The organism is Nocardioides astragali, assembly GCF_024436375.1.
GTDB classification, from domain to species: domain Bacteria; phylum Actinomycetota; class Actinomycetes; order Propionibacteriales; family Nocardioidaceae; genus Nocardioides; species Nocardioides astragali.
This window is the reverse complement of the sequence record NZ_JAFMZM010000001.1, coordinates 583352-597428: the sequence shown is the minus strand read 5'-3', so window position 1 is coordinate 597428 and position 14077 is coordinate 583352. Positions and strand designations below refer to the sequence as shown.

General features: G+C 70.3%; 13 protein-coding genes. 7 read left to right on the top strand and 6 right to left on the bottom strand.

Going from position 1 to position 14077, the window contains the following annotated elements; genetic code table 11:
* Positions 1–42 precede the first annotated feature (42 nt).
* The gene (locus J3P44_RS03035) at positions 43–561 is read right to left on the bottom strand and encodes a TrmH family RNA methyltransferase (protein WP_255888751.1); all 519 of its coding nucleotides are present in this window, start codon (positions 559–561) and stop codon (positions 43–45) included.
* Positions 562–803: 242 nt separating this feature from the next.
* Complete coding sequence (locus J3P44_RS03030; protein ID WP_255888750.1) at positions 804–1454, bottom strand: GTP cyclohydrolase II; 651 nt, start codon at positions 1452–1454, stop codon at positions 804–806.
* Positions 1455–1546: 92 nt separating this feature from the next.
* On the opposite strand from J3P44_RS03030, the gene J3P44_RS03025 reads away from it, so the two are divergent.
* The 3 genes from J3P44_RS03025 (at position 1547) to J3P44_RS03015 (ending at position 4053) form a co-directional block, all read left to right on the top strand.
* The gene (locus J3P44_RS03025) at positions 1547–2032 is read left to right on the top strand and encodes a MarR family winged helix-turn-helix transcriptional regulator (protein ID WP_255888749.1); all 486 of its coding nucleotides are present in this window, start codon (positions 1547–1549) and stop codon (positions 2030–2032) included.
* Between the two features lie 69 nt (positions 2033–2101).
* On the top strand, positions 2102–2776 hold the full coding sequence (locus J3P44_RS03020; protein WP_255888748.1) for a response regulator transcription factor: 675 nt from the start codon (positions 2102–2104) through the stop codon (positions 2774–2776).
* A complete protein-coding gene (locus J3P44_RS03015) occupies positions 2773–4053 on the top strand; it encodes a sensor histidine kinase (RefSeq protein WP_255888747.1) in 1281 nt (426 codons plus the stop codon). Before J3P44_RS03020 ends, J3P44_RS03015 begins: the two co-directional genes overlap by 4 nt.
* Here J3P44_RS03015 and J3P44_RS03010 read toward each other — a convergent pair.
* The gene (locus J3P44_RS03010; RefSeq protein WP_255888746.1) at positions 4016–4546 is read right to left on the bottom strand and encodes an SgcJ/EcaC family oxidoreductase; all 531 of its coding nucleotides are present in this window, start codon (positions 4544–4546) and stop codon (positions 4016–4018) included. The two genes, J3P44_RS03015 and J3P44_RS03010, sit on opposite strands and share 38 nt — an antisense overlap.
* Positions 4547–4694: 148 nt before the next feature.
* Between J3P44_RS03010 and J3P44_RS03005 the strand changes: the two genes are divergently transcribed.
* Positions 4695–5684 (top strand): YihY/virulence factor BrkB family protein, encoded by a 990-nt coding sequence (locus J3P44_RS03005; RefSeq protein WP_255888745.1) that lies wholly within the window; start codon positions 4695–4697, stop codon positions 5682–5684.
* A gap of 11 nt (positions 5685–5695) precedes the next feature.
* Here J3P44_RS03005 and J3P44_RS03000 read toward each other — a convergent pair whose 3' ends face one another.
* The 3 genes from J3P44_RS03000 to J3P44_RS02990 are packed head-to-tail and all read right to left on the bottom strand — an operon-like array spanning position 5696 to position 8883.
* Entirely contained in the window at positions 5696–6628 is a 933-nt protein-coding gene (locus J3P44_RS03000; RefSeq protein ID WP_255888744.1) for a carbohydrate ABC transporter permease, read from the bottom strand.
* Entirely contained in the window at positions 6625–7560 is a 936-nt protein-coding gene (locus tag J3P44_RS02995) for a carbohydrate ABC transporter permease (RefSeq protein WP_255888743.1), read from the bottom strand. Before J3P44_RS02995 ends, J3P44_RS03000 begins: the two co-directional genes overlap by 4 nt.
* 3 nt (positions 7561–7563) lie before the next feature.
* Entirely contained in the window at positions 7564–8883 is a 1320-nt protein-coding gene (locus tag J3P44_RS02990) for an ABC transporter substrate-binding protein (protein WP_255888742.1), read from the bottom strand.
* Positions 8884–9049: 166 nt separating this feature from the next.
* Here J3P44_RS02990 and J3P44_RS02985 point away from each other — a divergent pair, with 166 nt between their 5' ends.
* From J3P44_RS02985 to J3P44_RS02975, 3 genes are read left to right on the top strand one after another with little or no spacing between them, the layout of a single operon-like run.
* Positions 9050–11077: a beta-galactosidase gene (locus J3P44_RS02985; RefSeq protein ID WP_255888741.1), complete on the top strand. Its 2028-nt coding sequence runs from the start codon at positions 9050–9052 to the stop codon at positions 11075–11077.
* Complete coding sequence (locus tag J3P44_RS02980; protein WP_255888740.1) at positions 11077–11892, top strand: DeoR/GlpR family DNA-binding transcription regulator; 816 nt, start codon at positions 11077–11079, stop codon at positions 11890–11892. The genes J3P44_RS02985 and J3P44_RS02980 overlap by 1 nt, the downstream gene beginning before the upstream one ends.
* Complete coding sequence (locus tag J3P44_RS02975) at positions 11889–14075, top strand: alpha-galactosidase (RefSeq protein ID WP_255888739.1); 2187 nt, start codon at positions 11889–11891, stop codon at positions 14073–14075. Before J3P44_RS02980 ends, J3P44_RS02975 begins: the two co-directional genes overlap by 4 nt.
* Positions 14076–14077 lie beyond the last annotated feature (2 nt).

Sequence of the window (14077 nt, the reverse complement as noted above, 5' to 3'; positions counted from 1 at the left end):
GCGACGTCGTGTGATGCGCGCTCTTCCAGCGTAGGAGTGGGGTCACGACAGCCCGGCAAGCCGATAGGCGACCAAGCTGCCTGCCACCGCCACGTTGAGGCTGGCTCCCCAACCGACCATGGGGATCTCCACACACTCGTCGACGTCGGCAAGCACCTCATCGGGTACGCCCTGGTGCTCGTGGCCGAGGAGCAACACCGTGGATCCGCGTGCGGGCGTCAGCCGGGGCAGGGAAGTCGCCCCCTCGGCGAGCTCGACTGCGACGATCCGGCGCCCGGCCGACCGCTGCTCGTCGATCCACCCCTCCTTCGTCGGTGCGACCCAGTGGATGCACGGCCGCCGACCGCGGAGCGTGTCACCGACACGGAGTGCGTCCTGGTAGTGCCTTGTGCGAGGGACCGCGAGGCATGCACCGATCGCATCGCACGTGCGCAGCAAGGTGCCGAGATTCGCGTCGTAGGCGACCCACAACGGAGCGATGATGAGGTGGTCCCAGCAGCTGTGGCGCCCGCGTCGGCGCCGTGATCGCAGCTCGGCCGGCTTGGTCTGAGCGCCACTCATCGGCGCGTGGTCTGGACTCCAGAACTGATCATTCAGAGGGCGCCTTTCAGCGGCGGCGCCGGATCCATCGACGAAGTGGTTCCGTCAGCGTATCCGACGTCGCTGAGCGTGCGTCCTGCGATCCGTAGACTCCCGGCATGGTCTCGTGGAAGCGGTGCAGGAGGATGCTCGGGCTGTCGGTCTCGCGGTGAGCCGGACGCCTTCGGGCCTGGTCGATCGCGAGGTCCTGGCGGTGAGCGCGGTCAGCCCGCGGCGACCGCCGAGGCGGTCACGGCGGGGAGCAGGATCGTGTGCCGCGTGTGCTCCGCCTTGGCGTGCAGGTAGCGGAGGTTGCTCTCGCTGGCGAACACCCCGGTCGGGACGCTGCGGCGTACGGCGACCCCGTGCTCGCGCAGCTGGCCCACCTTGTCGGGGTTGTTGGTGAGGAGGTCCAGCCGTGTGATGCCCAGCGTCGCCAGCATCTGCGCCGCGGCGCTGTAGTCACGCGCGTCCTCGGCGAAGCCCAGGGCGGTGTTGGCCTCGTAGGTGTCCAGCCCGGCGTCCTGGAGGGCGTAGGCGTCGAGCTTGTTGTAGAGGCCGATCCCGCGGCCCTCCTGCCGCAGGTAGAGCAGCACTCCCCCGGCCGACGCGATCTGCTCGACCGCCTCGCGCAGCTGCGGCCCGCAGTCGCAGCGCGCGGATCCGAAGACGTCACCAGTCAGGCACTCCGAGTGCAGGCGCACCAGCGGGAGCTCGCCGTCCTCGGGGTCACCGAGCTCCAGCGCCAGGTGCTCCTGACCGTCGGCGAGCCCCCGGAAGGTCGTGACGCGAGCCAGCGCGGTGTAGCCGTCGCCGAAGCGCAGCGGCACCTGCACCTGGGTCCTGATCGCCACGCGGTCAGAGGTGGAGTCCATGTCTGCTGCTCCTTGATGTTTCGAATTTGAACGACCTCGCACAAGGTAGCAGGTGATTCGAATTCGAACAACTTTCGCGGTAGACTTCGGCCGTGACTGATCCGAGGTGGCTCGACGACGAGGAGATGCGCGCATGGCAGGCGTTCGTCGCCACGAGCGCGCTGCTCGAGCGTCGCCTCGACCAGCAGCTGCGCGAGGATGTCGGCCTGTCCCACCTCCAGTACGGGATCCTGGCCCGGCTCTCCCTCGCGGAGGGCGGCGCGATGCGGATGACCGAGCTGGCCGACAGCATGCTCAACTCGAAGAGCGGGCTCACCTACCAGGTCTCCCAGCTGGAGAAGGCCGGCCTGGTGCAGCGCGCTCCGTGCACCATCGACGTCCGCGGGGTCTACGCCGCCCTCACCGACGAGGGCAGGCAGCTCATGCAGCGCGCCGCCCCCGGTCACGTCGCGCTGGTGCGGGAGCTGTTGATCGACGCCCTGACCCGCGACCAGCTCACCGCGATCGCCGACGGACTCGGCGAGGCCAGCCGGCGCATGCTCGCCGAGCAGGAGTGTGCTCAACCGACGACGCCCTGAGGGCGGCTGACCCGGCCTCGCCAGTGGTTGCTGATGACGGCACCGCCCGGCCCGCTTATGGTTTCCGCCGTGCGAGTGCTGCTGGTGGAGGATGACGAGTCGATCGCCACGTCGTTGCGACGCGGCCTGGTCAGGTACGGCTACGAGGTCGACCTGGTCGCCACCGCGGCGGAGGCCCTGGCGGCTCCGCGGAGCGATGTCGTGCTGCTCGACCTCGGCTTGCCGGACGGCGACGGCCTCGACGTCTGCCGGGTCCTGCGATCGCGCAGCGACGTGCCGATCATCGTCGTGAGCGCGCGCAGTGACGAGGCGGACCGGGTCGTCGGACTGGAGCTGGGTGCCGACGACTACGTGTCCAAGCCGTTCGGCGTGCGTGAGGTGATCGCCCGGATCAGGGCGGTCATGCGCCGTACGCACCCGGACCAGCCGCCGTCGGACGAGGGGCGGTACGGCCGGGTCACCATCGACCGGCGGGCCGGACGGGTGTTCCTCGACGGGGTCGAGGTGCTGCTCGCGCGCAAGGAGTACGAGCTGTTGTCCTTCCTGGCCGAGCAGCCCGGCGCCCTGATCACCCGCGAGCAGATCATGGAAGCGGTCTGGGACACGAACTGGTTCGGGCCCACCAAGACCCTCGACGTCCACGTCTCCGCGCTGCGCCGCAAGCTCGCCGGCGCTGTGACCTTCGAGACCGTGCGGGGCGTCGGCTTCCGCCTCGTCGTCGAGCCGGTCGCGGCCACCTCGTGATCCGGAGGCTCTCGGTCGCGTACGTGGTGCTCGTCGCGGCGGCGCTCCTGGCCTTCAAGGTGCCTCTCGCCATCCCCGTCAGCGAGCACGTGCGCGACGACACGGAGGCGACCGTCCAGCGGGACGCGACGGCGATGGCTCTGTTGCTGGCCAACGGGGACGAGGCGTCGCGAGGCTCACTGGCCACGACGATCCGGGCCTACGAGCGGGAGACGCCGGGGCGCGTGGAGGTGCTTCCCACGTGGAGTGGCGGGACCCGGGCACAGTGGGACGACGTCGCCCTGGTCGTGACCGTTCCCGCCTCCACCCAGGGCGCGGTGCGGATCAGCTACCCGACCGGCGAGATCGACGAGGAGGTGTGGGAGATCTGGGCGGTGCGCGCGCTGCTCGCCGGCGGGATCCTGGCGGTCGCGGCAGTGCTCGGTGCCGTTGCGGTACGTCGGCTGACCCGGCCGCTGCGTGACCTTCACGCGATGGCCGGCAGGCTCAGCGACGGCGACCTGACCGCCCGAGCCCCGGTGACCGGGCCGCCCGAGATGCAGACGCTGGCCCGGGCGTTGAACTCCGGCGCCGAGCGGCTCGAGGGCCTGATCGCCGCGCAGCAGGTGTTCGTGGCCGATGCCTCCCACCAGCTCCGCACACCCCTCACGGCGCTCCGCCTCTCCCTCGACAACATCGCCGACGGCGTCGACGACCCGACCGTCCGGGAGGACGTCGAGCAGGCGGCGGGCGAGGTCGTACGGATGGGCCACCTGGTCAACGGCCTGCTCGCGCTCGCCCGAGCGGACGCCACGCCCGGCGGGACGGAGCCGGTCTGCGTGCCTGAGGTGATCGAGCAGCGCCTCGCCGTCTGGCGCCCCGCTGCGGCAGAGCGCGGGATCCGGTTGGCCGCGACCGGTTCGTCCGAGGGCGCTCCCCTGGTCGTCGCGGGCCCCGGCCACCTGGACCAGGTGCTCGACAACGTCCTGGCCAACGCCCTCGCCGTGTCGCCGGACGGAGCGACGATCCGGGTCGACCTCCAGGCATCTCAGGACGCGGTCGTCATCGAGGTCCACGACGAGGGTCCCGGGATGACGGCCGACGAGAAGGCGCGGGCCTTCGACCGGTTCTGGCGCGGGCGCGGGCTCACCGGCCGGTCCGGCTCGGGCCTCGGGTTGGCCATCGTCAAGCAGCTGGTGACCGACGACGGTGGGAGCGTCGTGCTGGACGACGCCCCCACCGGTGGCCTGTGCGTGCGGATCAGCTCTCAACCGGCATCAGCGAGGAGTGGTGGTTGATGATCAACCACTCGCCGTGCCGCTTCTCGTAGACGAACGTGTAGCGGGCATCTGCGGTGGAGGACGTCGTCCCGTCAGCGTTGTGGAACGTGAAGCGGTAGACGCCGGTGTCGATCGCCGTACGCGGGTCGAGCACCTTCACGACCGAGCGGAGCTCCTCGCCGCTCGGGTGCTTCGCGAGGAACCCCTCCATGTAGTCGACGATCCCGGCATGCGTGGTCCGGATCTCCGGTGACAGCGTCGGGAGCAGCACGGCGTCCGGTGCGTAGAGGTCCGCCACCTTCTCGGCGTCCCCGGTCACGACCGCGGCGTTCCAGCGGTCGAAGAGTGCGCGAATGCGGGCCTTGCTCGGGACGCTGGCACGGTCGGTGGAGGCGTGCTGGGTCGCGGCGTCTGCGTGTGCGGACGCCGCCGCTGTGCTCACCGTGGCCGGCCCGGCCCAGGCAACGGCCGACAGCGCGGCCCCTGCCGCGATGATCGACAGCTTCTTCATGGTGTCTCCTTGGCTCTGGTGGATCGCTCGTGGATCCTCTGGTGGATCTCGAGCCACCACTCTCGCGAAGGGCCGGTCAGCAGAAGGTCAGCGCTGGTCAAGGCGACGGCAAGGGGACGGGTAAGTCTCGGCCACCTAGCATTCGGCCATGACGACCGCGCGGACCGTCCCCGTCACGACCGAGATGGACGGTGACGAGCTGGACGCCCTGGACGCCTGGCACCTGGCGCGCCGCCACGGACTGCGCGCGATCGTGGTCGAGTCGTTCGTGCGGTTCCGCTACGGCGACGGGTTCACCAACTCCCGCGCCCTCGCCCTGCAGGCGTGCCTGGCCGTGGTGCCCTTCCTGCTGGCCCTGACCGGCCTGGCCGCCGACATCGACGAGGAGCGCCCGGCCGCGGTGGTGGCCCACGTCGTGCAGTCGCTCTCTCCCGGCGCCGGCGACAGCGACGCACTGGCCTCGGCGGTGGACACCTCGGACGAGTCCGAGCGTGCCGGCGAGGTGGCACTCGTCTTCGGTCTCGGCTTCGCCCTGCTGTCGATGACGACCGCGATGGCTCAGGTCGAGCGCGGGGCGAACCGCATCTACGGCATCCGGCGCGACCGCAAGGCGCTCCTCAAGTACGGCCGGGCCGCGGTGCTCACCGCGGTGCTCGCCGCACCGGTGGGCGTCGGGTTCGTCATGATCGTCGGAGGTGGTGCGCTCGGTGACGCGATGGTGGAGCACTACGCCTGGTCCGACCGGACGGTGGACACATGGAACCTGCTGCGCTGGCCGGTCGGGCTGGCCATGCTCGTGCTCACCGTCGCCGTGCTGCTCGACCATGCGCCGCGCCGTCGGCAGCCGGCGCTCTCCTGGCTCGCGCTGGGGGCCTGCCTCGCGGTCGCGTTGAGTGCCGTCGCGACCGCGGGCCTCGCGCTCTACGTCTCCCACAGCGGTGCCTTCGGCAGCGTGTACGGCCCACTGGCGGGCATCTTCGCCCTGCTGGTGTGGGCCCTGCTGTCGTCGATCGCGCTCTTCTACGGCACCGCCGTCTGCGCCCAGCTCGAGGCGATCCGTGCAGGCGAGTCCGACCCCGCGTACGACGACCCGGGCGGCCCGCACGCACGCACCGTCGGCGACGGTGCCGTCGACTGACGCGCCAGAGCTCAGCCCTTCGTCGACCCCAAGGTCAGGCCCGAGACGAACTGCTTCTGCAGCGCGAAGAACACCACCAGCACGGGCAGTGCCACGATGATCGACCCGGCCGCGACGAGGTTGGTGTCGGTGAAGAACTGTCCGCGCAGGTTGTTGAGGGCCGACGTCACGGGCAGCTTGTCGCCCTGCTGGATCAGCACGGTCGCCCAGAAGAACTCGTTGTAGATCCAGGTGACCTGAAGGGTGGCCAGCGCCGCCAGCGCGGGACGCACCAACGGCATCGTGAGCTGCCAGTACTGGCGCCACACGCTCGCGCCATCGAGCTCTGCCGACTCGTAGATCTCGTGCGGGAGTGTCTTCATGTAGTTGCTCAGGACGAAGGTGCAGAAACCCATCTGGAACGCCGTGTTGACCAGGATGAGCGCCCAGAAGCTGTTGAGCATCGACCCCGAGTCGCTCATGAAGAACGGGAGCGGGATCTCGCGGAACATCCGGAACACCGGGATCAGCAGCGCCTGCGGCGGCAGCAGGTTGGCGGCCAGGAAGACGCCGAGCAGGGCGAGGTTGAAGCGGTAGCTGAACCGGGCCAGCACGAACGCGACCATCGACGAGAGCCACAGCGTCAGCAGCACGGCCGGGACGGTGATGAGCAGCGAGTTGCGCATGTGGACGCCGAAGTTGCCCTGCGACCAGGCCTGCTCGTAGTTGCTCGTGGTCCAGCCGCCAAAGGAGAGGTAGCCGTTGGCCTGCGTGTACTCGTACTCGCGGAAGGAGTTGATCAGCGCCCAGGCCAGCGGGAAGAGCCAGGCGAGGGCCAGCAGCGCCATGATGACCGTCGCCACTGCGCCCCGGCGCTTGCTCAGGACGCCACCCTCCTTGCGGGTCGGGGCGACAGGCTTCGAGGTGGCCGGGGGCGCGACGGCGACCGGAGTCTCGTACGTCATCGTGTGCGCTCCTCGCGGAAGACGGTTCGCAGGTAGAGGGTGATGAAGATCGAGGAGATCAGCATCATGATCACGGCTAGCGCCGACCCGAACCCGTAGCGGGTCGCCTCGCCGATGACGTTCTGTGCGACGAGGGCACCGATGACCTCGAGGCCGTTGCGGCCCTTGTTGATCACCCAGACGAGGTCGAAGGCACGCAGCGACTCGATCACCACGATGACGATCACGACCATGTTGATCGGCCGCATGACCGGGAAGATCACGTGGAAGAAGGTCTTCACCTCGCTGGCACCGTCGACGGCGGCCGCCTCCCGGAGGCTGGCGTCGACTCCCTTGAGACCCGCCAAGTAGATGAGCATGATGTAGCCGGTGTGCCGCCACGCGGTGGCGAGCAGGACGGCCCAGAGGTTGATGTCGGGATCGCCGTACCAGTCGACCTGGCTGTTGAAGATCTGGTTGATCAGGCCCTGGTCGCGGGAGTAGAAGAGCTGCCAGATGAAGCCGATCAGGGCGAGCGACAGCACTACCGGCATGTAGAACGCCGTCTGGTAGAAGCGGCTGCCCTTCATCTCCCGGTCGAGGATGACGGCGAGCAGCATTCCCAGGATCGTCGGGAAGATGAAGAGGAAACCCAGCCAGATCAGGTTGTGCTGCACCGCCGGCCAGAACGCCGGATAGATGGTGAAGATGTCCTCGTAGTTCTGGACGCCGACCCACTCGATGGTGTCGAGGTCGCCGAACCCGTTCCACTTGCCGAAGGACAGCACCACCGAGAGCAGCGCCGGCACCCAGACGAGCAGGACGACGAGGACCAGCGGGACCACCACCATCGTGATGACGGTCGCCCGGTCCCTCGCGGGGAGCTTCTTCTCGCGGCCCTGAGCCGGCGCCACCTCTTTGGTGGGCTGAGGGGCCTCGTCGATGTGGGTCATCGCTCAGCCGAAGATCGAGGCGGCTTGCTCCTGAATGCTGGCTGTGACGCCGTCGATGTCGTCGGGGTTCTTCAAGAACTCCTGGATCGAGGGGATCATCACCGTGTTGGCGAAGTCGGCGTTGGTGTCGCGGTCCATGAACTGCGCGATGTTGGCCGCGGCGCCGACGACCTCGGCCGACTTCTTCTGCAGGTCGCTGTAGGTCTCGGTGCTGGCGCCTTCGTTGGCGGCGATGAACGGTGCGTCGGCGGCGCTGTTGCCCGCGTCGGGGGCAGCCGCACTGCCCAGCCACTTGGCCATCGCCTTGCCAGCTTCCTGGTTCTTCCCTGCCGCCGCGACGCAGAAGCCGTCGATGGGGGCGTCGAGGGCGTCGGAGCCGATCGAGGAGTCGAGCTCGGGGAAGGTGAAGAAGTCGAGGTCCTCACCGTTCTCGCCAAGGGCGTCCACGACGAAGGTGCCGAGGAGGTACATGCCGCACTCGCCCTTGCCCATCGCGGTCGCCGCCTCCTGCCAGGTGCGACCCAGCGGGTCGGCCTGGTGGTAGGGCAGCAGCTTGCGCCAGGTGTCGAACACGAGCTTGACCTCGTCACCGTCCCACGCCTCGTCGCCGGCCATCAGGCTCATGTGGAAGTCGAAGCCGTTGAGTCGCATGTTGAGGATGTCGAAGGTGCCCATGGCCGGCCACCCGTCCTTGTCGCCGAACGCGAAGGGGGTGATGCCCTTTCCCTGCATGTCGTCCATGAGGGCCATGAAGTCGTCGTTCGTGGCCGGCGCCTCCCAGCCGTTCTTCTCGAAGACCGACTTCCGGTAGAAGACCGCCCAGGGGTAGTAGCTGATCGGGACGAAGTACTGCTTGCCGTCGGGAGCGGTGGACGCCTGCTTGAAGGAGTCGTTGAGCCCCTCGATCGGCCACAGGTCGCTCAGGTCGGTGATCAGGCCGTTCTCGGCGAACTGCGCCATCCGGAAGCCGGCGAACCAGGTGAACACGTCGTCCGGGGCGCCCTGGAGGTAGGTGTTGATGCTCTCCTGGAACGTGTTGTGGTCGACCTCGTTGAGCTCGACCTTGGTGCCGGACTCCTTCTCGTACGCCTTGGCGATCGCGACAAGGCGTTGGTGAGCGGCATCGGCGGTCTCGTTGATGCCGAACTTCACCGTCGCGCCGGACCCGGTGGCAGGCCCGTCGTCGCCACCGCAGGCGGCCAGGAGACTGGCCCCGCCGACTGCGAGACCACTGAGCCCGATGCCCCGGAGCACGGAGCGGCGCGTCGCCGCCATCGTGGCCGCGGTGGACCGGGGGACGGCGCTGGAGTGAGAACGGGACACGATGGCCTCCTGGAGACAAAATCAAACAGGGATGGACAGCATGTGACCATCGACACAGCCTCGTCAACCCTCTTGAGCCCGGATTTCACGCCCGATCGAACATTTCCGAACCCAATCCACCTCGAAAGCGTTGACTTTGGTGTGTGAGGGTCGACACAGTGACGGCATGCCGATCTCGATGCCTGCCCTTGCCTTCGGCGGTGACTACAACCCCGAGCAGTGGCCGTCGGAGGCCCATGCCGAGGACCGCGCCCTGATGCGCGAGGCGGGGGTGGACCTCGTCACGCTGGGCGTCTTCTCGTGGGCCTGGCTCCAGCCGGGCCCCGACCAGTGGGACTTCGCCTGGCTCGACGAGCAGATGGACTCGCTGCACGCAGCGGGCGTCCGCGTCGACCTCGCCACCGCCACCGCCTCCCCTCCGCCGTGGCTGACACAGCGGCATCCGGAGATGCTGCCGGTCACCCACGACGGCCGCACGCTCTCGCCGGGCGGGCGACAGGGGTTCTGCCCCAGCTCACCGGTCTACCGCGAGCACGCCCTGGCCCTGTGCACCGCCCTGGCCGAGCGCTACCACGACCATCCCGCGCTCGCCCTGTGGCATGTCTCCAACGAGCTCGGGTGCCACAACGCCCGCTGCTACTGCGACGTGAGCGCGGAAGCGTTCCGCACCTGGCTGCGCCGCAGGTACGACGACGACGTGGCCCGGCTCAACGACGCCTGGGGCACCGCGTTCTGGTCGCAGCGCTACAACGACTTCGAGCAGGTGCTGCCGCCGCGGGTGGCTCCGGCGCACGCCAACCCCACGCAGCAGCTGGACTTCGCGCGCTTCTCCTCCGACCAGCTCCTCGACAACTTCATCGTCGAGCGAGACGTCCTGCACCGGATCTCCCCCGGGGTGCCGGTGACGACCAACTTCATGGTGATGCGGCAGACCTCGCAGATGGACTACCTGCGGTGGGGACCCGAGCTCGACGTGGTCTCCAACGACCACTACGTCGTCGCCGACGACCCCGCCGGTCACCGTGAGCTCGCCTTCAGCGCCGACCTCACCCGTGGCACCGCCGGAGGGCGGCCGTGGTTGCTCATGGAGCACTCGACCAGCGCGGTCAACTGGCAGCCGCGCAACCGCGCCAAGCTCCCTGGCGAGATGATCCGCAACAGCCTCGCGCATGTCGCCCACGGCGCCGACGCGGTGCTCTTCTTCCAGTGGCGGGCGTCCCGGGCCGGCGCGGAGAAGTTCCACTCCGGGCTGCTCCCCCACGCCGGGACCGACACCCGGCAGTGGCGCGAGGTGGTGGAGCTCTCCCGTGTCCTCGACTCCGTCGAGGAGGTCGCCGGCAGCACCCCCCGCAACGAGGCTGCGATCCTGTTCGACTACGAGGCGTGGTGGGGATGCGAGCTGGACTCCCACCCCAGCATCGACGTCCGCTACCGCGACCGCGCCGAGGACCTGCACCGGGCGCTGTCCGCGCAGGGCGTGGGTGTCGACGTCGTCCACCCCAGCGCGGACCTGTCGTCCTACCGGCTCGTGGTGGTGCCGACGCTCTACCTCGTCTCCGACGCCACCGTCGCCGCCGTGACGGCCGCCGCCGAGGCGGGCGCGACGGTCGTGGTGACCTACTTCAGCGGGATCGTCGACGAGCACGACCACATCCGGCTCGGCGGCTACCCCGGGGCGTTCCGCGACCTGCTGGGAGTGCGTACGACCGAGTTCCTGCCGCTGCTGGAGGGCCAGACCGTCCAGGTCGAGGGCCTGTCGACCGGCCCTGTCACCGCCGACACCTGGGCCGAGGACCTCGAGCTGGCCGGTGCCGAGGCCGTGGCCTCGCACGTGGACGGGCCCGCCGCCGGACGGGCAGCGGTCACCCGCCGCGATGTCGGCACGGGAGCAGCCTGGTACGTCGCCACCCGGCTCGACGCCACTGGCACCGACGGGCTGGTCGAGCGCCTGGTCACCGAGGCCGGGCTGGAGCGGTTGCCCGGTGCCTCTGCGCACGTCGAGGTGACCCGCCGGGTCGGCGAGGAGGCCAGCTGGCTCTTCGTCATCAACCACGGCGACGCGCCTGCCGAGGTGCCGGTCCACGGCGTCGACCTGGTCGCCGGGGAGAAGGTCGCGGGCGACCTGGCCGTGCCGGCCGGGGGTGTCGCCGTCGTCCGCGAGGCAGCGGACGGCGGAGCGGGGCAGCTGACCTGATGCTCGCGGCGCAGCGACGGGGGCGGATCCTCGCAGAGCTCAACCGGGACGGGACGGTGCGCGTCACCGATCTCGTGGAGCTGCTCGGCGTGTCCGACATGACGGTGCGGCGCGACCTCGTCGCGCTCCACCGCGATGGGCTGCTGGAGAAGGTGCACGGCGGCGCCCTCGCCGTCGCGGAGCCGTCGGCCTCGGAACCGGGCTTCGCGGTGAAGTCGGTGCAGCGACGACGGGAGAAGGAGGCGATCGCGGCGGCGGCGGCCGAGCTGGTCCACACCGGCATGGCGATCGCCGTGTCGGCCGGCACCACGACCCACGCACTGACGCAGCACATCGCCCGCATCCCCAACCTCACCGTCGTGACGAACTCGGTCTGGGTCGCCGACGTGCTGCACCGCACGGGTGACTCGACCACGTCGGTGCTGCTGACCGGCGGCCTGCGCACGCCCTCCGACGCGCTGGTGGGACCAGTCGCTGTGTCCTCGCTGCGCAGCCTGCACGTCGACGCCTTCTTCATGGGGGTGCACGGGATGGACGTCGGAGCCGGGTTCAGCACCCCCAACCTGCTCGAGTCCGAGACCAACCGCGCCATGATCGAGCGGTCCCGGCGCCTCATCGTGTGCGCCGACTCGAGCAAGTGGGGCGTGGTGGGCCTCAGCAGCATGGCGGCCCTCTCAGAGGCAGCCGTGCTCGTGACCGACTCCGGCCTCTCCGCCCACGCCAGTGGAGCCCTGGCCGACCGCGTCGGCGAGCTGGTCGTCGTGGACCCGGCTGATGACGAGGACGCAGGCACCGACGAGGCCGAGGACGCATGAACACCCCACGACGTTCTTCTCCTCCGTCGCGCGCTCCCGAGCCACCGCTCCACCTGACCCGCGGCGGGGTGAGCCTGGTCCTGGCCCGCGACAAGGGGGGCGTCCCCGAGGTCCTGCACTGGGGAGCACCCTTGGGCGACCTGGACGACGCCGCGCTGACCCACCTGGCTGCGGCTCGCAGGCCGGGCGTCGCGAACTCCTCCTACAACCTGCCGCGCCGCACCGGCCTCGTCCCCGACGGGGCGCGGGGCTTCTCCGGCACCCCTGGCCTCGAGGGCCACCGCGTCGGCGGCACCGCCCGCGCGGCCGCGCCGAGCCTGGTCGAGTGGGAGGTCCGGGCCCCGGCGGAGGACGCCGACCTCGCCGTGGTGACCTGCACGTCGACCGACGACGAGGCCGGCTGGACGGTGGAGGTCGAGCTCGCCCTCGACGACGCCGGCCTGTTGCACGCCCGCACCGCCGTCACCAACTCAGCCGACGGCGACCTCCATCTCCGCTCGGTCCTGACCGCGCTCCCCGTGGCGGCCCACGCGACCGAGCTGCTCGACCTGACCGGGCGCTGGTGCAAGGAGCGCTCGCCGCAGCGCCATCCCTGGGTGCAGGGGACGCACCGTCGCGACGCCCGCCGCGGGCGCACCGGCCACGACGCGACCCTGCTGATGGTCGCCGGCACGCCGTCGTTCACCTTCGGCACGGGCGAGGTCTGGGCCGTGCACACCGCCTGGAGCGGCAACCACACGACGTACGCCGAGCGCACCCCCGAGGGCGACTGCCTGCTCGGCGGGGGCGAGCTCCTCGCCCCGGGCGAGGTGGTGCTCCGCCCCGGCGAGACCTACCACTCGCCCCAGCTGCTCGGCTCCTGGTCGCCCGCAGGGCTCGACCCCCTGAGCCACCGGTTCCACGCCCACCTGCGCGGTGTCACTCCCCGCGCCCGGACCGAGCGTCCGGTCATCGCCAACACGTGGGAGGCGGTCTACTTCGACCAGTCCCTCGAGCGGCTCTCCGAGCTGGCCGACGTCGCCGCCTCGGTCGGCGTCGAGCGGTTCGTGCTCGACGACGGCTGGTTCCTCGGCCGCCGCAACGACACCGCCGGCCTCGGCGACTGGACGGTGGACCCGGCCGTCTGGCCGCAGGGACTCGGCCCACTGGTCGACCACGTGACCCGGCGCGGCATGGAGTTCGGCCTCTGGGTCGAGCCCGAGATGGTCAACCTCGACTCCGAGACGGCGCGCACCCACCCCGAGCGCGTGCTCGGTGGCCGCGAGGCCCCACCTCCGGAGTGGCGGCACCAGCAGGTGCTCGACCTCCAGGACGAGAGCGCCTACGCCGACGTGCGCGACGCCCTGCTGGCCCTGCTCGACGAGCTCGACATCGCCTACCTCAAGTGGGACCACAACCGGGACCTCACCGACGCCACCCACGACGGCCGGCCCGCCGTGCACGGGCAGACCCTGGCGTTCTACCGGCTCCTCGACGAGCTGCGCGAAGCGCACCCCGCTCTGGAGATCGAGTCGTGCTCCTCGGGCGGCGGTCGCGTCGACGCCGAGGTGCTCGCCCGCACCGACCGGATCTGGCCCAGCGACACCATCGACCCCCTCGAGCGCCAGCACCTCCAGCGATGGACCTCCCTGCTGGTCCCACCGGAGCTGATGGGCTCGCACGTCGGCGGCCCGACCGCGCACACCACCCGCCGCACCCACGCACTGCGCTACCGCGCGGCCACCGCGCTGCTCCACTCCTTCGGCATCGAGTGGGACCTGACCGGCCTGGACGAGGGCGACCTGGCCGAGCTGCGATCGTGGATCGACCTGCACAAGCAGGTCAGGCCGCTGATCGGCACCGGCAGGCTGGTGCATCCCGACCACCCGGACCCTGCTGTGCTCGTGACAGGCGTCGTCGCGGAGGACGCCTCGGCGGCGTGCTACGTCGTCGCGACCGTCGCCGCCACCGCGACACAACACCCGGCCGCCCTGCGCCTGACCAGCCTCGACCCGGACCGGTCCTACGCGCTCAGCGAGGAGCTCCCGCCGCCCCCGGGCGGCGCCGACTTCTCCGGCGGCTGGTCCGCCCCGGGCAACGTGCTCACCGGGCGGGTGCTGGCGGAGCTCGGCGTGGTGCTGCCGCCGCTCCTCCCGGAGGAGGTGCGGGTGCTGCGGGCGGTCGCGGTCGACACGTCCGCCTGAGT